At 69.0% G+C, this 19,787-nt stretch carries 20 protein-coding genes; 1 reads left to right on the forward strand and 19 read right to left on the reverse strand.

All coding sequences use genetic code 11. The features are described from left to right. The coding region (locus BT364_RS04125; protein ID WP_143166447.1) for a glycosyl hydrolase family 18 protein at positions 1–462 on the forward strand (462 nt) is incomplete at its 5' end. 143 nt (positions 463–605) lie between these two features. Here BT364_RS04125 and BT364_RS04130 read toward each other — a convergent pair. From BT364_RS04130 to rho, 19 genes are all read right to left on the reverse strand, one after another. After that, the gene (locus tag BT364_RS04130) at positions 606–1,052 is read right to left on the reverse strand and encodes a DUF2550 domain-containing protein (RefSeq protein ID WP_072484167.1); all 447 of its coding nucleotides are present in this window, start codon (positions 1,050–1,052) and stop codon (positions 606–608) included. Positions 1,053–1,193: 141 nt separating this feature from the next. Next, a complete protein-coding gene (locus BT364_RS04135; protein ID WP_072483714.1) occupies positions 1,194–1,568 on the reverse strand; it encodes a F0F1 ATP synthase subunit epsilon in 375 nt (124 codons plus the stop codon). Positions 1,569–1,679: 111 nt separating this feature from the next. Beyond that, positions 1,680–3,122 carry a F0F1 ATP synthase subunit beta gene (gene atpD, locus BT364_RS04140; protein ID WP_072483715.1) on the reverse strand — a complete coding sequence of 481 codons (1,443 nt, stop codon included), beginning with the start codon at positions 3,120–3,122 and terminating at the stop codon, positions 1,680–1,682. Then, positions 3,122–4,036 (reverse strand): F0F1 ATP synthase subunit gamma, encoded by a 915-nt coding sequence (locus tag BT364_RS04145; protein WP_072483716.1) that lies wholly within the window; start codon positions 4,034–4,036, stop codon positions 3,122–3,124. The genes atpD and BT364_RS04145 overlap by 1 nt, the downstream gene beginning before the upstream one ends. 3 nt (positions 4,037–4,039) lie before the next feature. After that, positions 4,040–5,611 (reverse strand): F0F1 ATP synthase subunit alpha, encoded by a 1,572-nt coding sequence (gene atpA, locus BT364_RS04150; RefSeq protein ID WP_072483717.1) that lies wholly within the window; start codon positions 5,609–5,611, stop codon positions 4,040–4,042. Between the two features lie 138 nt (positions 5,612–5,749). Then, positions 5,750–6,565, reverse strand: a complete 816-nt coding sequence (locus BT364_RS04155) for a F0F1 ATP synthase subunit delta (RefSeq protein ID WP_072483718.1) — start codon at positions 6,563–6,565, stop codon at positions 5,750–5,752. After that, positions 6,562–7,107 carry a F0F1 ATP synthase subunit B gene (locus BT364_RS04160; RefSeq protein ID WP_072483719.1) on the reverse strand — a complete coding sequence of 182 codons (546 nt, stop codon included), beginning with the start codon at positions 7,105–7,107 and terminating at the stop codon, positions 6,562–6,564. Before BT364_RS04160 ends, BT364_RS04155 begins: the two co-directional genes overlap by 4 nt. Positions 7,108–7,144: 37 nt before the next feature. Further along, on the reverse strand, positions 7,145–7,378 hold the full coding sequence (locus BT364_RS04165) for an ATP synthase subunit c family protein (RefSeq protein WP_072483720.1): 234 nt from the start codon (positions 7,376–7,378) through the stop codon (positions 7,145–7,147). Between the two features lie 72 nt (positions 7,379–7,450). Continuing rightward, positions 7,451–8,287, reverse strand: a complete 837-nt coding sequence (atpB, locus tag BT364_RS04170) for a F0F1 ATP synthase subunit A (protein WP_072484168.1) — start codon at positions 8,285–8,287, stop codon at positions 7,451–7,453. 210 nt (positions 8,288–8,497) lie between these two features. Further along, positions 8,498–8,935, reverse strand: coding sequence for a Cg1360 family ATP-synthase-associated protein (locus tag BT364_RS04175; protein WP_072483721.1), 438 nt, complete (start codon positions 8,933–8,935; stop codon positions 8,498–8,500). A gap of 262 nt (positions 8,936–9,197) precedes the next feature. Continuing rightward, the gene (locus tag BT364_RS04180) at positions 9,198–10,583 is read right to left on the reverse strand and encodes an MraY family glycosyltransferase (protein ID WP_072483722.1); all 1,386 of its coding nucleotides are present in this window, start codon (positions 10,581–10,583) and stop codon (positions 9,198–9,200) included. Positions 10,584–10,703: 120 nt separating this feature from the next. After that, on the reverse strand, positions 10,704–11,969 hold the full coding sequence (gene glyA, locus BT364_RS04185) for a serine hydroxymethyltransferase (protein WP_072483723.1): 1,266 nt from the start codon (positions 11,967–11,969) through the stop codon (positions 10,704–10,706). Positions 11,970–12,102: 133 nt separating this feature from the next. Next, positions 12,103–12,744, reverse strand: a complete 642-nt coding sequence (locus BT364_RS04190; RefSeq protein WP_072483724.1) for an arsenate reductase/protein-tyrosine-phosphatase family protein — start codon at positions 12,742–12,744, stop codon at positions 12,103–12,105. Further along, on the reverse strand, positions 12,741–13,388 hold the full coding sequence (locus BT364_RS04195) for an L-threonylcarbamoyladenylate synthase (RefSeq protein ID WP_072483725.1): 648 nt from the start codon (positions 13,386–13,388) through the stop codon (positions 12,741–12,743). The genes BT364_RS04190 and BT364_RS04195 overlap by 4 nt, the downstream gene beginning before the upstream one ends. A 64-nt stretch (positions 13,389–13,452) precedes the next feature. Then, positions 13,453–14,298 carry a peptide chain release factor N(5)-glutamine methyltransferase gene (gene prmC / locus BT364_RS04200; RefSeq protein WP_072483726.1) on the reverse strand — a complete coding sequence of 282 codons (846 nt, stop codon included), beginning with the start codon at positions 14,296–14,298 and terminating at the stop codon, positions 13,453–13,455. Positions 14,299–14,338: 40 nt separating this feature from the next. Beyond that, the gene (prfA, locus tag BT364_RS04205) at positions 14,339–15,415 is read right to left on the reverse strand and encodes a peptide chain release factor 1 (RefSeq protein ID WP_072483727.1); all 1,077 of its coding nucleotides are present in this window, start codon (positions 15,413–15,415) and stop codon (positions 14,339–14,341) included. A gap of 156 nt (positions 15,416–15,571) precedes the next feature. Then, positions 15,572–15,796 (reverse strand): 50S ribosomal protein L31, encoded by a 225-nt coding sequence (gene rpmE / locus BT364_RS04210; protein ID WP_019764351.1) that lies wholly within the window; start codon positions 15,794–15,796, stop codon positions 15,572–15,574. Positions 15,797–15,938: 142 nt separating this feature from the next. Further along, positions 15,939–17,042, reverse strand: coding sequence for an LCP family protein (locus BT364_RS04215; protein ID WP_072483728.1), 1,104 nt, complete (start codon positions 17,040–17,042; stop codon positions 15,939–15,941). Between the two features lie 374 nt (positions 17,043–17,416). Beyond that, positions 17,417–19,441 carry a transcription termination factor Rho gene (gene rho, locus BT364_RS04220; protein WP_072484169.1) on the reverse strand — a complete coding sequence of 675 codons (2,025 nt, stop codon included), beginning with the start codon at positions 19,439–19,441 and terminating at the stop codon, positions 17,417–17,419. Between the last annotated feature and the right edge of the window lie 346 nt (positions 19,442–19,787).

Consider the following 19,787-nt stretch of genomic DNA (forward strand, 5'->3'; position numbering starts at 1 on the left):
TGGGACGCCAAGGGCCCGACCGCCCCGCACTCCCCGCTCACCTCGTACAACGGCATCCCGAAGGCCGGCTTCAGCTCCGCCGACGCCATCACCAAGCTGAAGGCCCAGGGCGTCCCCGCCTCCAAGATGCTGCTCGGCATCGGCTTCTACGGCCGCGGCTGGACCGGCGTCACCCAGGACGCACCCGGCGGCACCGCCACCGGCGCCGCCCCCGGCACCTACGAAGCCGGCATCGAGGACTACAAGGTCCTCAAGAACAGCTGCCCGGCCACCGGCACCGTCGCCGGCACCGCCTACGCCCACTGCGGCACCAACTGGTGGAGCTACGACACCCCGGCCACCATCACGTCCAAGATGAACTGGGCGAAGACCCAGGGCCTGGGAGGCGCGTTCTTCTGGGAGTTCAGCGGCGACACCGCCAACGGTGAACTCGTCGGCGCGATCAACAGCGGTCTGAAGTAGCCCTCACGGTCTGGGGCACCCCCCACCAGCACCGCGCACCACCCGGAAAGCAGCCGGGGAGACGGGTCCGCCCCCCGTCTCCCCGGTTTCTCCGTCTGCTGGGCCACGTTCTACCGGGCCACGTTCTTCCGGGCCACGTTCCGCTAAGCCACGTTGACCCGCTGGCCGGGCGGCGCCGCCTCCAGCCAGGCGAGGAACCCGGTCAGCGCGTCCTCGCTCATGGCCAGCTCCAGGCGGGTCTCCCGGTGGAGACAGCCGAGCACCACGGCGTCGGACAGCAGCGCGAGCTCTTCCTCGCCCTCGGGCAGCCGCCGGGCGACCACCTCGATAGCGGAACGCTCCAGGACCCGGCGGGGTCGAGGAGCGTAGGAGAAGACCCGGAACCAGTCGATCTGGTCCTCGCTGTACCGGGCGACCCCGTAGACCCAGCCCTTGCCCGACAGATCGGGCTCCTCCGGGACGTTCCAGCGCAGGCTGCAGTCGAAGGTCCCGCCGGAGCGCTGAATCAGCCGCCGGCGCAGACCGAAGACGAAGAGTCCAACCAGGACCAGTGCGACGACCAGCCCGCCCACCCACAGCGCGAGGAACATCTCCACCGACCTCCTCGCGTCGTCGAGTAACGGATACCGCCAGAACTACAACCGCACCTGCATCGCCTCAGCCGCGGCACGGTCTGGAGTGGTCTCCAGCTCGGGCCGCGGCTGAGGGTAAAGCTACGTGGTCGCGGGGCGCTAGCGCACCGCCACCGCACGCAGTCGCACTTCGGCACGCCGCTCGGAGGCGGCGTCCGTGTCCGACTTCGCGCGCTCCAGCGCACGCTCGGCGCGCTGGACATCGATCTCGTCCGCCAGCTCCGCGATCTCCGCGAGCATCGAGAGCTTGTCGTCCGCGAACGAGATGAAACCGCCGTGCACAGCGGCGACAACGGTGCCGCCGTCGCTCGTGCGGATCGTCACCGGGCCCGATTCCAGCACACCCAGAAGCGGCTGGTGACCGGGCATGACGCCGATGTCGCCGGACGTGGTGCGCGCGACGACCAGGGTGGCCTCGCCGGACCAGACACTGCGGTCCGCGGCGACCAGCTCGACGTGCAGCTCAGCAGCCAAGGGTGGCTCCTCGGGTCACCACCCGGCCGTTCGAGCCGGGTGTTGGGTCAATTCTACGGGGCGTGGTGAGGGGGACGGGACACACCCCGTCCCCCTCGGTGAGCCATGGGCTCAGGAGACGCCGAGCTCCTTGGCGTTGGCCTTGAGGTCCTCGATGCCACCGCACATGAAGAACGCCTGCTCCGGGAAGTGGTCGTACTCACCGTCGGCGATCGCGTTGAACGCGGCGATCGACTCGTCGAGCGGAACGTCCGAACCGTCCACGCCGGTGAACTGCTTGGCGACGTGGGTGTTCTGGGACAGGAAGCGCTCGATGCGACGGGCGCGGAAGACCGTGAGCTTGTCCTCCTCGCCGAGCTCGTCCATACCGAGAATGGCGATGATGTCCTGGAGGTCCTTGTACTTCTGCAGGATTCCCTTGACACGCATGGCGGTGTCGTAGTGGTCCTGCGCGATGTAACGCGGGTCCAGGATCCGGGACGTGGAGTCCAGCGGGTCCACGGCCGGGTAGATGCCCTTCTCGGAGATCGGACGGGAGAGAACCGTCGTCGCGTCGAGGTGGGCGAAGGTGGTGGCCGGGGCCGGGTCGGTCAGGTCGTCCGCGGGGACGTAGATCGCCTGCATCGAGGTGATCGAGTGACCACGGGTCGACGTGATGCGCTCCTGCAGCAGACCCATCTCGTCGGCCAGGTTCGGCTGGTAACCCACCGCGGACGGCATACGGCCGAGCAGGGTGGACACCTCGGAGCCGGCCTGGGTGTACCGGAAGATGTTGTCGATGAAGAAGAGCACGTCCTGCTTCTGCACATCGCGGAAGTACTCCGCCATGGTCAGACCGGCCAGCGCGACGCGCAGACGCGTGCCCGGCGGCTCGTCCATCTGACCGAAGACAAGCGCCGTCTTGTCGATGACGCCCGAGTCGGCCATTTCCTCGATGAGGTCGTTGCCCTCACGGGTGCGCTCACCGACACCGGCGAACACCGACACACCGTCGTGGTTGTTGGCCACGCGGTAGATCATTTCCTGGATCAGAACGGTCTTGCCGACACCGGCACCACCGAACAGACCGATCTTTCCACCCTTGACGTACGGGGTGAGGAGGTCGATGACCTTGACGCCGGTCTCGAACATCTCGGTCTTGGACTCGAGCTGGTCGAAGTTGGGCGCCTTGCGGTGGATCGGCCAGCGCTCGGTGACCTCGGCCTCGGCCTCGGGCTTGTTCAGGATCTCGCCAAGGGTGTTGAACACCTTGCCCTTGGTGATGTCGCCGACCGGGACCGTGATGCCGGTGCCCGTGTCGGTCACCGGGGCCTGGCGGACCAGGCCGTCGGTGGGCTGCATCGAGATCGCGCGGATCACGCCGTCGCCGAGGTGCTGTGCGACCTCGAGCGTCAGCTTCTTGAGCTTTCCGTCCTCGGCCGGGTCGGCCACCTCGACGGTCAGCGCGTTGTAGATCTCCGGCATCGCGTCGACGGGGAACTCCACGTCGACGACCGGGCCGATGACCCGGGCGACGCGGCCCGTGGCAACGGCCGTCTCAACTGTGGTCGTCATTACTTGTCACTCCCCGCGGTCGCGTCGGCCAGCGCACTGGCACCACCGACGATCTCGCTGATTTCCTGGGTGATTTCGGCCTGGCGGGCCGCGTTGGCAAGCCGGGAGAGGCTCTTGATGAGCTCACCGGCGTTGTCGGTGGCCGACTTCATCGCGCGGCGGCGGGCGGCGTGCTCGGAAGCAGCGGCCTGCAGCAGCGCGTTGTAGATCCGGCTCTCGACGTACCTCGGAAGCAGGGCGTCGAGGACGTCCTCCGCCGACGGCTCGAAGTCGAAGAGCGGCAGGATCTCGCCCTTGCCGGCCTCCTCCTTCGCGGCGTCGAGGCTGAGCGGCAGCATCCGGTTGTCCACCGGGTTCTGCGTCATCATCGACACGAACTCCGTGAAGACGATGTGCAGCTCGTCCACGCCGCCCTCGGCGGTCTCCTTGGTGACCGCTTCGATCAGCGGGGCCGCGGCCCGCTTCGCATCCGCGTACGTCGGGCTGTCGGTGAAGCCCGTCCACGAATCCTCGATCTTGCGCTCGCGGAATCCGTAGTAGGCGACACCCTTGCGGCCGATCACGTAGGTGACGACCTCCTTGCCCTCGCCCCGGAGCCGATCGGTCAGTCGCTCCGCGGCCTTGATGGCGTTGGAGGAGTAACCGCCGGCCAGACCGCGGTCGCTCGTGATGAGCAGGACCGCGGCCCGCGCCGGAGCGTCGGTCCCGGTGGTCAGCGGGTGCTTGGTGGTGGAGCCGGTCGCGACCGCGGTCACCGCGCGGGTGAGCTCGGTCGCGTACGGCGTCGATGCCGCCACCTGGCGCTGCGCCTTGACGATGCGCGAGGCGGCGATCATCTCCATCGCCTTGGTGATCTTCTTCGTGGCGGTGACGGAGCGGATGCGGCGCTTGTAAACGCGAAGCTGAGCGCCCATCGATCAGCCCTCGCCCAGGAGCTTGCCGTCCGAGGTCTCGAACTGCTGCTTGAAGGAGGCGACGGCGTCCGCGATCGCCTGCAGCGTGTCGTCGGACATCTTGGCGCCCTCGCGGATGCTGGTCAGGAGGTCCTTGCGCTCGCGGCGCAGGTACTCCAGCAGCTCCGTCTCGAAGCGGCGGATGTCCTCGACCGGGACGTCGTCCATCTTGCCGTTGGTGCCGGCCCAGATGGAGATGACCTGCTCCTCGACCGGGTACGGCGAGTACTGCGGCTGCTTCAGCAGCTCGACCATGCGCTTACCGCGCTCCAGCGACGCCTTCGAGGCCGCGTCCAGGTCGGAACCGAAGGCGGCGAACGCCTCCAGCTCGCGGTACTGGGCGAGGTCGACACGGAGACGGCCGGAGACCTGGCGCATCGCCTTGTGCTGGGCGGAGCCACCGACACGGGAGACCGAGATACCGACGTTCAGGGCCGGACGCTGACCGGCGTTGAACAGGTCGGACTCCAGGAAGCACTGGCCGTCGGTGATGGAGATGACGTTGGTCGGGATGAACGCCGACACGTCGTTCGCCTTGGTCTCGACGATCGGGAGGCCCGTCATCGAACCGGCGCCCATGTCGTCGGAGAGCTTCGCGCAGCGCTCCAGCAGACGCGAGTGGAGGTAGAACACGTCGCCCGGGTAGGCCTCACGGCCCGGCGGACGGCGCAGCAGCAGCGACACGGCGCGGTAGGCGTCGGCCTGCTTCGAGAGGTCGTCGAAGATGATCAGGACGTGCTTGCCCTGGTACATCCAGTGCTGGCCGATGGCCGAACCGGTGTACGGCGCCAGGTACTTGAAGCCGGCCGGGTCGGACGCCGGGGCGGCGACGATGGTCGTGTACTCGAGCGCGCCGGCCTCTTCGAGGGCACCGCGCACGGAGGCGATGGTGGAGCCCTTCTGACCGATGGCGACGTAGATGCAGCGCACCTGCTTGTTCACGTCGCCCGAGCGCCAGTTGTCGCGCTGGTTGATGATCGTGTCGACGGCCAGAGCGGTCTTACCCGTCTGACGGTCACCAATGATCAGCTGACGCTGGCCGCGGCCGATCGGCACCATGGCGTCGACGGCCTTGTAGCCGGTCTGCATCGGCTCGTGCACCGACTTACGGACCATGACGCCAGGGGCCTGCAGCTCGAGGGCGCGGCGGCTGTCGGTCGCGATCTCGCCGAGACCGTCGATCGGGTTGCCGAGCGGGTCGACGACGCGGCCGAGGTAACCCTCGCCGACGCCGACGGAGAGCACCTCACCGGTGCGCTGCACCGGCTGGCCCTCTTCGATGCCGCTGAACTCGCCGAGGACGATCGCACCGATCTCGCGCTCCTCGAGGTTGAGGGCGAGACCGAGGGTGCCGTCCTCGAACTTCAGCAGCTCGTTCGCCATGGCCGAGGGAAGACCCTCGACCTTCGCGATGCCGTCGCCGGCAACGCTGACCGTACCGACCTCCTCGCGCGAGGCCGCGTCCGGCTTGTACGACTGGACAAAGTTCTCCAGCGCGTCCCGGATCTCCTCCGGCCGGATCGTGAGCTCCGCCATCTGGGTTCCCTGCTCTCCTTGTTGGGCCCGAAGTTTCTTAAGGGGGTCTGGGGGCCGACCCCCAGGAATCTTCTGCAATTTCTGCACGGCCCAACCGGGCCGCTGGTCTTGCTCTGTTCTGTTGCTGCGTTGCGTCGGTCAGCCGGCCATGCGACGGGTCGCCTCTTCGAGGCGCTCCGAGATGGTGCCGTCGATGACCTCGTCGCCGACCCGCACCGCGATCCCGCCGAGGACCGTGGGGTCCACATCGAGGTTCAGGTGCATCGGGCGGCCGTAGATCTTCGCCAGCGCGGCGCCGAGGCGCTGCTTCTGCCGATCACTGAGCGGCACTGCCGAGATGACCACGGCGACCATGCGCTCCCGGCGCTCCGCGGCCAGCTTGGAGAGGGACTCGAGTCCCTCTTCCAGGCTACGTCCACGCGGCTGGGTGACAAGACGCGTGATGAGGCGCTCGGTGGCGGGCCGTGCCTTGCCGCCGAGCAGGCTGTGCAGCAGCTGCCTCTTGGCGGACGCGGACGCGGACCGTTCGGTGAGCGCGGCGCGCAGCCCCTTGTCGGAGGCGACGATCCGGCCGAACCGGAACAGCTCGTCCTCGACGTCGTCGAGGTCTCCGCTGCGCTGGGCGGCGGTGAGGTCTGCGGTGTTCGCCAGCTCCTCGACCGAATCGACCAGGTCACGCGACTGCGACCAGCGGGAGCGGACCATGCCGGAGATCAGGTCGACGGTCTCGCCGCCCACCTGACCGCGCAGCAGTCGTCCGGCCAGCTCCGCCCTGGCCTCGCCGGGCTGCGACGGGTCGGTGAGGACCCGCCGCAGTGAGACCTCGCGCTGGAGCAGCGCCGTTACGGCGGCCAGCTCCTCGGCGAGCTTCGCCGCGTCGACCGACGTGTTGTCAGTCAGCGCGTCGAGGGACTCGCGTGCGGCAGCCAGTGCCTCGCGGCTCGCGCCGTTCATCGGACAGCCTCGGCCTTCGCCTCGAGCTCGTCGAGGAAACGGTCGACGGTGCCGCTCTGCCGGGCGTGGTCCTCAAGGGACTCGCCGACGAGCTTGCCGGCCAGGTCGGTGGCGAGCTTGCCCACGTCCTGACGCAGCGCGGAGGCCGCGGCCTTGCGGTCGGCCTCGATCTGGGCGTGGCCGGCAGCGATGATCTCCTCGCGCTGCCGCTGGCCTTCCGCCCGCATCTCCTGCAGGATCACGGCGCCCTGCTCCTGCGCCTCCTGGCGCAGGCGCGCGGCTTCGTGGCGGGCCTCGGCGAGCTGAGCCTTGTACTGCTCAAGCACGCTCTGGGCCTCGGTCTGGGCCGCATCGGCCTTCTCGATACCGCCTTCGATGGCCTCGCGACGCTCTTCCAGAACCTTGTTGATGTTCGGGAGGAGCTTCTTGGCGAGGAAGCCGAAGACGATGACAAAGGCGATGAAGCCAATGACGAGCTCAGGGATCGGCGGGACGAGCGGGTTTTCCGGCTTCTCCGCCGCGAGCTGAACCAGAGGGTTCACGTCAGTGCCTTCCGTCGAATGGTCTGTACGCGACCAGTCAGGAGGTCGGGTAGACGAACGGCATGACCAGACCGATGAGGGCGAGCGCCTCACAGAAGGCGAAGCCGAGGATCTGGTTGGCGCGGATCAGGCCGGCAGCCTCGGGCTGACGGGCGAGAGCCTGGGTGCCGTTACCGAAGATGATGCCGACGCCGACGCCGGGGCCGATGGCGGACAGGCCATAACCGACGGAGCTGAGGGAACCGGTGACGGCGGCAAGGGTCTGGGACATGCCAGTTCTTCCTTCTCTTTCACGGACCGGCGGGGGTTGGCCACCGGACGACTGGGGGTATGGGAGGCGCGATCAGTGGTGCTCGGCGACAGCGCCCTGGATGAAGGTGCACGCCAGGAGCACGAAGACGTACGCCTGAACAGCCTGGATGAAGAGCTCGAAGGCCGTCATCACGATGACCATCACGAACGAGACGCCCGCATAGGCGATACCGATGCCGTTGAGCAGGTACCAGCTGGCGATGGTGAAGAGCAGCAGCAGCGTGTGACCGGCGAACATGTTCGCGAAGAGTCGGACCGCGTGCGTGAAGGGCCGGACCAGGACGTTCGAGAAGAACTCGATGACCATGATCAGCGGCAGAACCCCGCCGAGCGACTTGTCGTAGCCCGTCAGGTTCTTGAGGCCGCCGACGAAGCCGTGCCTCTTGAAGGTGACGCTCATCCAGAGGACGTAGACGATCAGGGCCAGAGCGGCCGGGTACGCGATGATCGATGTCACCGGGAACTGGGCGAGCGGGATGATCGACCAGAGGTTCATCATCCACACGAAGAAGAAGATCGACACCATCAGCGGGACGTACTTCTCGCCCTCGCGCTTGCCGAGCGTCTCGTAGACGATGCCGCGGCGTACGAAGTCGTAGCCGGCCTCGGCGACCATCTGCAGCTTGCCCGGAACGACCTTCGGCTTGCGGAAGGCGGCCCAGAAGAAGCCGACGATGATGACCGTACCGAGGAGCGCCAGCAGCATCGTCTTGTTGAAGTAGATGTTGCTGTCCGCGTCACCGAAGATCGGCTCGAACAGGAAAGAGTGCAAGCCAGGACCCGGGAAACCACAACCGGAGAAGATGTGGCAATCGGTCTCGAAGGCGAGCACCTGTGTCGGGTCAGCACTCACCGCGGGCTCCTTCAGCGTGGCGCATAGGTACGGCAACCTCGTTGTGTCGGCGCGGCGCGCAGCCGCGGTTCGGCACTGGACTGGTGTTACGGATGTGTGAGCGGCAGTCAGGCATTGAGCCTCGCGATCGAGCAGGCGTCAGCTCACATGCCCGCGCCCGCAGTGCCGCAGTTGGAACCGGACGATAGCAGGGTCTTGAACCCGCACTTATCCCGCCCCTACCCTTCACGGCTTCGAGCCCGTGTTCTTGGGCTTTTCCGCCTTGTCGGACTCGGGTTCGACGTAAAGGATCTTGGCCTTCATGTGTGCACGCGTCTGTGCGCCGATCCACACGAGGGTCATCGCGACCAATGTGATCGCGAACGCCTTCGGGTTGAACATCGTCGTGTTCTTGAAAGCGGCGACAAAGATGAACAGCAGGAGAAGCTGAGCCGTATACAGCATCAGCCCCATCGCCTGGAACAGGTGAGGCAGGGACCGCGCGGTCCGTTGCAGGACCAGCAGTCCGATCCCCATGAAGAGGATCACCACGATCGTCGCAACGCCCGCGCCAAGGGCTCCCTTGCCGCCCGCGACACCAGCGCTGACAGCGACAGCGACGACGCCGGCGACAGCGGTGGGTACGGCGGCTTGAAGGAGAGTCCGGGCGTCGTTGGACGGCATGGCGGCAGCTCCGCTTGCAGGGGGTGGGCAGTGTGTCGTCATGGACGAGCGTAGGCCCGGTCGGAGTCGATGCCTCGCACCGATGGGCCGTGCTACTCAGGCCCTTCGGCTCCGTCACCGGGCTTCGTGAACGGTATCACAAACTATTTGATGAGGTCTTTACCAAGAAAGTGTGCTCACTGTCACACGTGAGAGTGAATTCGCGCATGTGAGCAAGACAACTCAATCTGTTGTCTTGTATTGCCCCTTGGTGCCCGAATTCTCAACGTGCGGATTCGGCTCGATCTCTGTCCGAAAAACGCGAACGAGGGCCGATGGCGGTCGCCCCATTGACACCCGAGACTCCCACGACGACCGGAGCGCGCTCCTGCGACTCCGGCCCCGTCCGCCCCATCCCGCCTTCCAGCGGCTCCTGTTGGGCCCCGGACGCCGACGCGGCTTCCTCCTCGGGCCCCTCCCCGTTGCCCCGCCTGCGGCGATAGCGAGGCGGTACGAAGCGTTCCGCCCAGTACGGTGCCCGCGGGGTGAAGCGGGGCATCAGCAGCAGTACGAGGCCCAGCGTGCTCATCCCCATGATCACCAGCACGATCCACAGGGACGCCGAGTGCACCGAGTAGCCGACCGCCCCGAAGGCGATCAGGGCCGACCAGAAATACATGATCAGCACGGACCTGCTGTGCGAATGGCCGATCTCCAGCAGCCGGTGGTGCAGATGGCCGCGGTCCGCCGCGAACGGCGACTGGCCGTTCCACGTACGGCGCACGATCGCCAGCACCAGATCCGCGGCCGGGACCGCGATGATCGTCAGCGGCAGCAGCAGCGGGATGAAGACCGGCAGCATCGCGTGGGTGGCCTCGCGCTCGCTGCCGGCGAAGAGCCTCATCGTGTCCGGGTCGACCCGGCCCGTCACCGAGATCGCCCCGGCCGCGAGCACCAGGCCGATCAGCATCGAGCCCGAGTCGCCCATGAAGATCCGCGCGGGATGCATGTTGTGCGGCAGGAAGCCCAGGCACATGCCCATCAGGATCGCCATGAAGAGCGTCGCCGGGGCCGCGGCCTCGATCATGTGCCCGTACCAGAGCCGGTAGGTGTACAGGAAGAACGCGGCGGAGGCGATGCACACCATGCCCGCCGCGAGGCCGTCCAGACCGTCGACGAAGTTGACCGCGTTGATCGTGATGACGACCAGGGCGACCGTCAGCAGCGTGCCCTGCCACTGGGTGAGCGCCACGGTGCCGACGCCGGGGATCGGCAGCCACAGGATCGTCAGACCCTGGATGACCATGACCGCGGCGGCGATCATCTGCCCGCCGAGCTTGATCAGGGCGTCGATCTCGAACTTGTCGTCCAGGACACCGATCAGCCAGATCAGCGCGGCGCCGGAGAGCAGCGCCCGCGGCTCCGTGGAGAGCTGGAAGACCCAGTCGAGGTTGTGGAGATGGGCCGCGACGATCAGTCCGGCGCACAGCCCGCCGAACATGGCGATGCCACCGAGCCTCGGTGTCGGTTCTCGGTGGACGTCACGCGCACGGATCGCGGGCATCGCCCCGATCGCGATGGCGAACTTACGCACCGGACCGGTCAGCAGATAGGTCACCGCGGCCGTGACACAGAGCGTCAGCAGGTAATCACGCACGGGCTGCCCCACAGATTTCGCCGGCCATCTCAGCCCACACCCTAAACCGTCCGGCCATCAGGGACGGCCGCGCTGCACGGGCCTCATGACCGAGGACACCGCCATCGGACCGATCGGTTCCACACCGGACGCCTACCCCGGATACGGCGGATGTTCCTCCGCCAGCTCCCGCACCTCCGCGCGGATGTCGTTCTCCTCACGCACCGCCGTCCCGAAGAGCACCGCCAGCCTGGCCATGTCCGCGTCGTCCATCCCCTGCGTGGTGACCGCCGCGGTGCCGAGCCTGATGCCCCGGGCGTCCCCGTACGGCAGCGCGCAGGTGTCCAGCACCAGGCCGGCCACCGCCAGCCGGGCACGGGCGGTCGGTCCGTCGACGCCCAGCGGGGCCGGGTCCGCGACGATCAGGTGGGTGTCCGTGCCGCCCGTGGTGACCTCGAAGCCCTCCGCCTCCAGACCGGCGGCCAGCACCCTGGCATGGGCGACCACGCGGTGCGCGTACATCGTGAACGCCGGGGTGGCCGCCTCCCCGAACGCGACGGCCTTTGCGGCGACCGTGTGCATCTGCGCGCCACCCTGCGTGAACGGGAAGACCGCCCGGTCGATGCGCTCGGCCAGCTCCGCGCCGCACAGGATCATCCCGCCGCGCGGCCCGCGCAGCACCTTGTGCGTGGTCGCGCAGACCACGTCGGCGTACGGCACCGGGCTCGGTGCCGCTCCCCCGGCGATCAGCCCCATCGGGTGCGCGGAGTCGGCGATCAGATACGCGCCCACCTCGTCGGCGATCTCCCGGAACAGCTCGTAGTCGGGATGGCGGGGGTACGAGATGGAGCCGCTCACGATCGCCTTGGGGCGGTGGGCCCGGGCCAGGGCGCGGACCTGCTCGTAGTCGATCAGGCCGCTCTCGGAGTCCACCCCGTAGCCGACGAACTCGAACCAGCGGCCGGAGAAGTTGGCGGGCGAACCATGGGTGAGGTGCCCGCCGTACGGGAGTCCCATCGCGAGCACCGTGTCACCGGGGCGGAGCAGCGCGGCGTACGCGGCGAGGACCGCGGAGGAGCCGGAGTGCGCCTGGACGTTGGCGTGCTCGGCGCCGAAGAGCGAGGTGGCGCGGCGGCAGGCGATGCGTTCGGCGGCGTCGGCCTGCTCGCAGCCGCCGTGGTGGCGGGCGCCGGGATAGCCCTCGGCGTACTTGTTCGCGAGGGGTGAGCCGAGGGCGGCGAGGACCGCGGGCGAGGTGAAGTTCTCGGCGGCGGTCAGCTGCAGGGTGCTGGACTGGCGGTGCAGCTCCCCCAGCAGCACGGCTGCGATCTCCGAGTCCTCCCGGAGCAGGGCGTCGAAGTCCTGCGGCAGGGCCGCCCCGGGGGCGGAGGACGGTGCGGCTGGAGTGGTGACCGGCATCGATGGGCTCCGGGCCTGGAGGGGAGTGCTGGCGTCAGCTCCAAATGTAGGCCCGCGAAGGCCCTCCTGCCCGCTGTGCGGCGCCGCGGCGCACCCGTTGGGACCAGGGGGTGCCGGCAGGCGCGTACGCCCGTCAGTGCGGCTCGGGCACGCCCGTCAGCGCCGTGACGACCGGGTCGAGGGCCTGGTTGATCTCGTCGCCGATGGAGCGGAAGAACGTGATCGGGGCGCCGTACGGGTCGTACACCTCGTCCGCCTCGGCGGTGGGGGCCAGCAGCCAGCCGCGCAGCGCGGCCGCGGCCCGGACCAGCGCGCGGGCGCGCTCGACGACGCCCTCGTCCCGCGGGTCGGGCAGCGTGGCGGGGTCTATCGCCCGGACCAGCCGGGTGAATTCCTTGAGGGTGAAGGTCCGCAGGCCGGCCGAGTGCCCCATCGAGATCACCTGCGCGCGGTGGTCGCGGGTGGCGGTGAGCACCAGGTCGGCGCGGATCACGTGCTCGTCGAGCAGCTCCCGGCCGACGAAGCCGGTGGTGTCGGCGCCGAAGTCGGCGAGGACGGTCTCGGCGTTGGCCTCCATGGGGGCGCCTTCGTGGCCCCAGGTGCCCGCGCTCTCCACGATCAGTCCGCCGCCGAGCGGATCGCCGAGGCGGTCCACCAGGGCATGGCGGGTCAGCCGCTCGGTGATCGGTGAGCGGCAGACGTTGCCGGTGCTGACGTGGAGGATGCGGAAGGAGTCGGTCCGCCCCGCTATGCCACGCCCCTCAGGGGCGGTCAATTGGCCACCTCGAGGTCGGGTACCACCTTGCGGAGCTCCTCCACGGAGAGCGCGCCGACCCGCAGCAGCACGGGGACCTTGCCGGTCACGTCGACGATCGACGAGGGCACGATGCCGGGCGTCGGACCGCCGTCCAGGTAGACGGAGACGGAGTCGCCGAGCATCTCCTGGGCGGCATCGCAGTCCTCGGGGGCCGGGTGGCCGGTGAGGTTGGCGCTGGAGACGGCCATCGGGCCGACCTCCGTGAGCAGCTCGATGGCGACCGGGTGCAGCGGCATCCGGATGGCGACGGTGCCACGGGTGTCCCCGAGGTCCCACTGGAGCGACGGCTGGTGCTTGGCGACGAGCGTGAGGGCGCCGGGCCAGAAGGCGTCGACGAGCTCCCAGGCCTGCTCGGAGAAATCCGTGACCAGGCCGTGCAGGGTGTTCGGGGAGCCGATCAGGACGGGGGTCGGCATGCTGCGGCCGCGGCCCTTGGCGTCCAGCAGATCGGCGACGCCCTCGGCGCTGAAGGCGTCCGCACCGATGCCGTACACGGTGTCGGTGGGCAGCACGACCAGTTCGCCGCGGCGGACGGCCGACGCGGCCTCACGCAGACCCGTCGTACGGTCGGTCGCGTCGTTGCAGTCGTATCGCCGTGCCATCAGTCGGCCTCCTCAAGCGTGTACGGGTGTCGCGGGTACGGGTCGTGCGGGTGGTGGCCGCCGGTCACGGCATGGCCTTGCGGGCCGTGGCGAACCGCGGCCGGTTGTTCAGGTCGGGGTGGTCGGCCGCGTCCGCCCAGCCGCGCTCCTCGGTGAAGATCCACGGCACCTGGCCGCCCTGGGTGTCGGCGTGCTCGATGACGACGAGACCGCCGGGGCGCAGCAGGCGGTGTGCGGTGCGTTCGATGCCGCGGATGGTGTCGAGGCCGTCCTCGCCGGAGAAGAGGGCCATCTCCGGGTCGTGGTCGCGGGCCTCGGGTGCGACGTACTCCCACTCGGTGAGCGGGATGTACGGCGGGTTGGAGATGACCAGGTCGACCTGGCCGTCCAGCTCGGGGAGGGCGGTCAGCGCGTCTCCCTGGTGGACGGTGACCCTGGATCCGGCGGCGTTCTTCCTGGTCCACTCGATGGCGTCGTCGGAGAGCTCGACCGCGTGCACGCGCGAGCGCGGCACCTCCTGGGCCATGGCCAGGGCGATGGCGCCCGAACCGCTGCACAGGTCGACGACGACCGGCTCGACCACGTCCATCGCGCGCACCGCGTCTATCGCCCAGCCGACGACCGATTCGGTCTCCGGGCGGGGGACGAAGACACCGGGGCCGACCTGGAGCTCCAGGTAGCGGAAGAAGGCTCGGCCGGTGATGTGCTGGAGCGGTTCGCGGGCCTCGCGGCGGGCGATGGCCTCCCAGTAGCGGGCGTCGAAGTCCGCGTCCGGCACCCGGTGCAGCTCGCCCCGCTTGACGCCGTGCACGAACGCGGCGAGTTCCTCCGCGTCGAATCGCGGCGAGGGCACACCGGCGTCGGCCAGCCGCTGGGTGGCCTGGGCCACCTCGGCGAGCAGCAGGTTCATCGCGGTTCTCCGTACGGTTTACGGGTGGGGCGGGCTTGGCTCACGCAGCGGCGAGCTTGGCGGCGGAGTCGGCGTCGACACACGCCTGGATCACGGAATCCAGGTCGCCGTCGAGCACCTGGTCCAAGTTGTACGCCTTGAAGCCGACGCGGTGGTCCGAGATCCGGTTTTCCGGGAAGTTGTACGTACGGATCTTCTCGGAACGGTCGACCGTACGCACCTGGCTGCGCCGTACGTCCGAAGCCTCCTGCTCGGCGGCCTCCTGGGCGGCGGCGAGCAGCCGCGAGCGCAGGATGCGCATGGCCTGCTCCTTGTTCTGGAGCTGGCTCTTCTCGTTCTGGCAGGAGGCGACGACGCCGGTCGGCAGGTGGGTGATGCGGACCGCCGAGTCCGTGGTGTTGACGGACTGGCCGCCGGGGCCCGAGGAGCGGTAGACATCGATCCGGAGGTCGTTGGCGTGGATCTCGACGTCGACCTCCTCGGCCTCGGGCGTGACGAGCACACCGGCGGCGGAGGTGTGGATGCGGCCCTGCGACTCGGTGGACGGCACCCGCTGCACGCGGTGCACCCCGCCCTCGTACTTCAGCCGGGCCCACACGCCCTGGCCGGGCTCGGTGGCGCCGTTGCCGCCCTTGGTCTTCACGGCGACCTGGACGTCCTTGTAGCCGCCGAGCTCGGACTCGGTGGAGTCGATGATCTCGGTCTTCCAGCCGACGCGCTCGGCGTAGCGCAAGTACATCCGCAGCAGATCGCCGGCGAACAGGGCGGACTCGTCGCCGCCCGCGCCCGCCTTGATCTCCAGGAGCACGTCCTTGTCGTCGCTGGGGTCGCGCGGGACCAGGAGCAGGCGGAGCTTCTCGGTGAGCTCTTCGCGCTGCTTCTCCAGCTCCTTGACCTCGGCGGCGAAGTCGGGGTCGTCGGCGGCGAGCTCACGGGCCGTCCCGATGTCGTCCCCGGCCTGCTTCCAGGCGCGGTACGTGGCAACGATCGGGGTCAGCTCGGCGTAGCGCTTGTTGAGCTTGCGCGCATTGGCCTGGTCGGCGTGGACCGCCGGGTCCGCGAGCTTCTTCTCCAGATCGGTCTGCTCGCCGATCAGTTCCTCGACCGCCTCGAACATCTTCGGGCTCCTGGTTTCTTCACTCGTGCGTGCCTGCTGGACGGCGTGATGCCGGCCGGGCGGGGGTACGGAACGGGGCCGCGTACCCCCGGCCGGAAAAAAACGCCGGTCCCGACGCCCCCGCAAGAGGGCGCCGAGAACCGGCGCAGTGGCTCGCTACTTGCTGGCGGAGCCGGCAGCCTTGCCGAAGCGGGCCTCGAAGCGGGCCACGCGGCCACCGGTGTCGAGGATCTTCTGCTTGCCCGTGTAGAACGGGTGGCACTCGGAGCAGACGTCGGCGCGGATGGTGCCGCCGTCGATGGTGCTCCGGGTGGTGAACGACGCGCCACAGGTGCAGCTGACCTGCGTCTCGACGTACTCGGGGTGGATGTCGCGCTTCAAGGGTTTCTCCTAGGTTCGGGAGGGCGCCGGGTCGCACGCGCGGATTGCGCGTCCGTGAACCGGGGCCGACGTACCAGTCTGCCAGGACCGGCCGTATCTCCCAAAACCGGGGGCGGGCCGCACCTATTCCCGGCCCGCCCGGTCACCGTACGACGTCGCCCGCGTCGCCCTTGTCACCCGCCGACTTCTCGGTGGCGGAGGCGGGGATGGCCTTGTCCTGGGCGAGCGCGGTCCACACCTGCTGGGCAGCGGCGTCCAGCGGTACGACGCGGTTCGGGTCGGCCGGGTCGTACTGCACGGGCAGGGTGACCATGTGGACGTTCTTCGGGCCGAGCCCCTTGAGACCGTTCGCGAAGGACGTGAGTTCGGGGACCGAGCCCAGGTCGGAGTCGGTGGTGACGGTCTTGGTGGCCGTGTCCGCGAGGTCGTACAGGGTCTTCGGGTTCGAGAACACCCCGACGGTCTTGACCTGTTCCATCAGCGCCTTGATGAACGCCTGCTGGAGCTGGATGCGGCCGAGGTCGCTGCCGTCGCCGACGCTCTTGCGGGTACGGACCAGTCCCAGCGACTGCTCCCCGTCGAGGGTGTGGGTGCCGGGTTCGAGCTTCAGATGGCTCTTGGGGTCGTCGATCGCCTCGGTGGTGGTGATCTCCACGCCGCCCAGCTCGTCGATGAGCTTCTTGAAGCCGGTGAAGTCGACTTCGAGGTAGTGGTCCATGCGGATGCCGGACATGGCCTCGACGGTCTTGACCGCGCAGGCCGGTCCGCCGACCTCGTACGCCGTGTTGAACATCGCGCGCTGCTGGCCCGTGACGGTCTGCCCGGTGGTGTCGCTGGTGCAGTCGGGGCGGGTGATGAGGGTGTCGCGCGGGATGGAGACCACGGAGGCCGTCTTGTGGCCCTTGTTGACGTGCAGGACCATCGCGGTGTCGGAGCGGGCCGTTCCCTCGTCGGCGCCGTACGCGGAGTTCGCGCCCGACCGGGAGTCCGAGCCGAGCACGAGGATGTCCTGGGAGCCGTTGTCGATGTTGTCGGGGCGGTCCTTGCCCAGCGCGGCGTTGATGTCGACGGCCTTGAGGTTGCCGTTGAGCTTGAAGTAGGCGAATCCCAGTCCGGCACCACCGACGACGACCGCACCGGCCAGGGTCCAGGCCGCGATCACGGTCGCCCTGCGGCGGCGGGAGGGCTTCTTCCGGCGCTTGCCGGTGGGGCGTATTCGGCCGCCGCTCCCGCTCTGCTCGGTCATGGGTCTCCTTCGGTCGTCAGCTTCCCCGGCTACCCCCAGCAGCGGTGTTCGGGCACTGAAACAACGACATGTCGGTATCGCGTACGACGCCGTGGCACGAAGAAGGGTTGCACAGCCACCTGTTGTTTCCGTGTGAGGACGAAACGGACACCCGATACGTTCAACAGCCGGTGATCCGGCGCTCACCTGCGGTTTCTTGGCCGGTGCAGGCATCATGGCGGGCCCGGTGACACGTCCCGCATGTGGCAAAGGTCTCGGTTCGGCCACGTGCGCCGGGGCCGGCCGCGTCACGTTCGCCCGGTCCACGACACAGGGCCGCCCCCGGCACCGAAGTGACGGGGGCGGCCCTGTGATTCAGCCGGTCCGGTAAGACGTCAGTCGTTGCCGTTGCCCGGGGCCGGCGTCGTCTTCTGGATCTGGAGCAGGAACTCCGCGTTGGACTGGGTCTTCTTCATCCGGTCCAGGAGGAGCTCGATCGCCTGCTGCTGGTCGAGCGCGTGCAGCACCCGGCGCAGCTTCCAGACGATCGCCAACTCCTCGCTGCCCAGGAGGATTTCCTCCTTGCGGGTGCTGGACGCGTCGACGTCCACCGCCGGGAAGATGCGCTTGTCCGAGAGCTTCCGGTCGAGCTTGAGCTCCATGTTGCCGGTGCCCTTGAACTCCTCGAAGATCACCTCGTCCATGCGCGAGCCGGTCTCGACGAGCGCGGTGGCCAGGATGGTCAGCGAACCGCCGTCCTCGATGTTGCGCGCGGCACCGAAGAAGCGCTTCGGCGGGTACAGCGCGGTCGAGTCGACACCACCGGACAGGATGCGGCCGGAGGCGGGGGCCGCGAGGTTGTACGCACGGCCGAGGCGGGTGATGGAGTCCAGCAGGACGACCACGTCGTGACCCAGCTCGACGAGACGCTTGGCGCGCTCGATGGCCAGCTCGGCGACGGTGGTGTGGTCCTCGGCGGGACGGTCGAAGGTCGAGGAGATGACCTCGCCCTTCACCGACCGCTGCATGTCGGTGACCTCTTCCGGACGCTCGTCGACCAGGACGACCATCAGGTGGCACTCGGGGCTGTTGACGGTGATCGCGTTGGCGATCGCCTGCAGGATCATGGTCTTGCCGGTCTTCGGCGGGGCCACGATCAGCCCTCGCTGGCCCTTGCCGATGGGGGCGACCAGGTCGATGATCCGCGTCGTCAGGACGTTGGAGTCGGTCTCCAGACGGAGCCGGTCCTGCGGGTAGAGCGGGGTCAGCTTCTGGAACTCCGGGCGGCCGCGGCCGGTTTCGGGCGCCATGCCGTTCACCGAGTCGAGGCGCACCAGGGCGTTGAACTTCTCCCGGCGCTCGCCGTCCTTGGGCTGGCGCACCGCACCGGTGACGTGGTCACCCTTGCGCAGGCCGTTCTTGCGGACCTGGGCGAGCGAGACGTACACGTCGTTCGGGCCCGGCAGGTAGCCGGAGGTCCGGATGAACGCGTAGTTGTCGAGGATGTCCAGGATGCCCGCGACGGGGATCAGGACGTCGTCGTCGGAGACCGGGACCTCGTTGGCGAAGTCCTCGCGGCCACGACGGCCACGGCGGTCGCGGTAGCGCCCGCGACGGCCGCGACGGCCGCCCGCCTCGTCGTCGTAACCGTCGTCCTGCGGGCCGCCGCCCTGCTGGCCCTGGCGCTGCTGACGCTGGCCGCCCTGCTGGCCCTGGCCACCGCCCTGCTCGTCGCCCTTGCCCCTGCGGTCGCGCTGACGGTCGCGGCGCTCCCCGCGCTCGCCGCGCTCCTGGCGGTCGCCCCGGTCGCCGCGCTGGCCACGGTCCTGGCGGTCGCCGCGGCGGCCCTCGGCCGTGTCGGCGGCGGCTTCGGCCTTGGCCTCGGCGCGGTCGTCGCCCTTGGGCTCGGCCTGTGCCTCCGCCTTGGCCTCGGCGGACTTGCTCTCCGCCTTGCTCTCCGGGCTGCCCGCCTGCGCGGTCGCACGGCGCCGACGGCGCTCGCCCGCGGGCTGGTCGTCGCTGGCCGGCTGGCCGGGGATGTCGATCTGCTGCTGGGCCGCGGCCTTCTCGGCGGGCGCGGCGGCGGCCGCCTGCTCGTCCCCGGTGCGCGCCTTGGAGGTGGCGCGGCGCTTCGGCTTGGTCTCGGACGCCGCGGCGGGCGCGGCGGCCTTGGGCGCGGCGGAGCTACCTGCCTGCGCCTCCTTGATGACCTCGATCAGCTGGCCCTTGCGCATCCGCGCAGTGCCCTTGATGCCGAGGCCGGACGCGACCTGCTGCAGCTCGGCCAGGACCATGCCGTCAAGGCCGGTGCCGGAGCGGCGGCGCCGTGTGGTGGTGCCAGTGGCAGCACCTTCGGCGGGCGCGGCGCTGTCGACGCTCTTGTCGGCAGTCACGCCCATCAGATCGGTGGTGTCGCTCACGAAGGGTCCTTCCCTGGAGCGGACGTCGGCCTTCTGGCTCGGCGACCGGTTGTGCTGTCCGACTGCGGTCTTTTTCTTGCGGACCGTGCCGGGGCGGTGGTCCGCCGGGTACGGCGGAGAGATGAAGGTGTGCAAGGGCCCGGCGCGAGCATCCCCCTGCTCGGCCCACTCCTGGACGAGCGAGGGGTGTCGTGCCGGTTCCGGAGCGTGCACGAAACTGCTCAGGCAGGCTGCTCAGGCAGTTGGGGAGGCTCCCGGAAGAATTGGTGGTCCCGGAAAGGGACACGAAGCAACGCGCCACTTAGACGTCGGTTGCAGACTTGAGGTTAACACTACCGGCTCCAAC

This window comes from Streptomyces atratus, assembly GCF_900119365.1.
GTDB classification, from domain to species: Bacteria; Actinomycetota; Actinomycetes; order Streptomycetales; family Streptomycetaceae; genus Streptomyces; species Streptomyces atratus_B.

Bases quoted from the DNA above. Each gene is read 5' to 3' on its own strand.
- BT364_RS04130 (WP_072484167.1), bottom strand. From the start codon at position 1,052: ATGTTCCTCGCGCTGTGGGTGGGCGGGCTGGTCGTCGCACTGGTCCTG.
- atpD (WP_072483715.1), bottom strand. From the start codon at position 3,122: ATGACGACCACAGTTGAGACGGCCGTTGCCACGGGCCGCGTCGCCCGG.
- BT364_RS04145 (WP_072483716.1), bottom strand. From the start codon at position 4,036: ATGGGCGCTCAGCTTCGCGTTTACAAGCGCCGCATCCGCTCCGTCACC.
- atpA (WP_072483717.1), bottom strand. From the start codon at position 5,611: ATGGCGGAGCTCACGATCCGGCCGGAGGAGATCCGGGACGCGCTGGAG.
- BT364_RS04155 (WP_072483718.1), bottom strand. From the start codon at position 6,565: ATGAACGGCGCGAGCCGCGAGGCACTGGCTGCCGCACGCGAGTCCCTC.
- BT364_RS04165 (WP_072483720.1), bottom strand. From the start codon at position 7,378: ATGTCCCAGACCCTTGCCGCCGTCACCGGTTCCCTCAGCTCCGTCGGT.
- BT364_RS04175 (WP_072483721.1), bottom strand. From the start codon at position 8,935: ATGCCGTCCAACGACGCCCGGACTCTCCTTCAAGCCGCCGTACCCACC.
- glyA (WP_072483723.1), bottom strand. From the start codon at position 11,969: ATGCCGGTCACCACTCCAGCCGCACCGTCCTCCGCCCCCGGGGCGGCC.
- BT364_RS04195 (WP_072483725.1), bottom strand. From the start codon at position 13,388: ATGGCACGGCGATACGACTGCAACGACGCGACCGACCGTACGACGGGT.
- prmC (WP_072483726.1), bottom strand. From the start codon at position 14,298: ATGAACCTGCTGCTCGCCGAGGTGGCCCAGGCCACCCAGCGGCTGGCC.
- prfA (WP_072483727.1), bottom strand. From the start codon at position 15,415: ATGTTCGAGGCGGTCGAGGAACTGATCGGCGAGCAGACCGATCTGGAG.
- BT364_RS04215 (WP_072483728.1), bottom strand. From the start codon at position 17,042: ATGACCGAGCAGAGCGGGAGCGGCGGCCGAATACGCCCCACCGGCAAG.